The organism is Neptuniibacter pectenicola (assembly GCF_001597735.1).
Lineage (GTDB): Bacteria > Pseudomonadota > Gammaproteobacteria > Pseudomonadales > Balneatricaceae > Neptuniibacter > Neptuniibacter pectenicola.
Genome location: NZ_LUTS01000174.1, coordinates 1 through 245 on the forward strand (window position 1 = coordinate 1; position 245 = coordinate 245).

1 protein-coding gene is annotated in these 245 nt (G+C 50.6%); it reads right to left on the reverse strand.

Annotated elements, in window-relative coordinates; translation table 11 throughout:
* On the reverse strand, positions 1-245 hold a 245-nt coding region (locus A3773_RS17380), incomplete at both ends, for an outer membrane protein transport protein (RefSeq protein WP_197462886.1).

Here is a 245-nt window from a genome sequence, read left to right on the forward strand (position 1 = left end):
ACCAAGTTGGTAGCCCCATGATGTGTCATCACCTTCCATGTACTTGAGAGTGGTCACTGAGCCATCAGCTACACTTTTGAGGCTAGCACCAAAGCGCCCTTCCCCTGTTACGTAGCGAATACCAGCACCTAGACTGATGCTTTCGACCACTTGATAGCCTAGGCTTGCTACTGCTTCAACAGTTTGTACGCTCGCTTTGTCGCCAAAGTGCTGGGCCGTGAAGCTAGATTCCAGTTCAGTTTCCA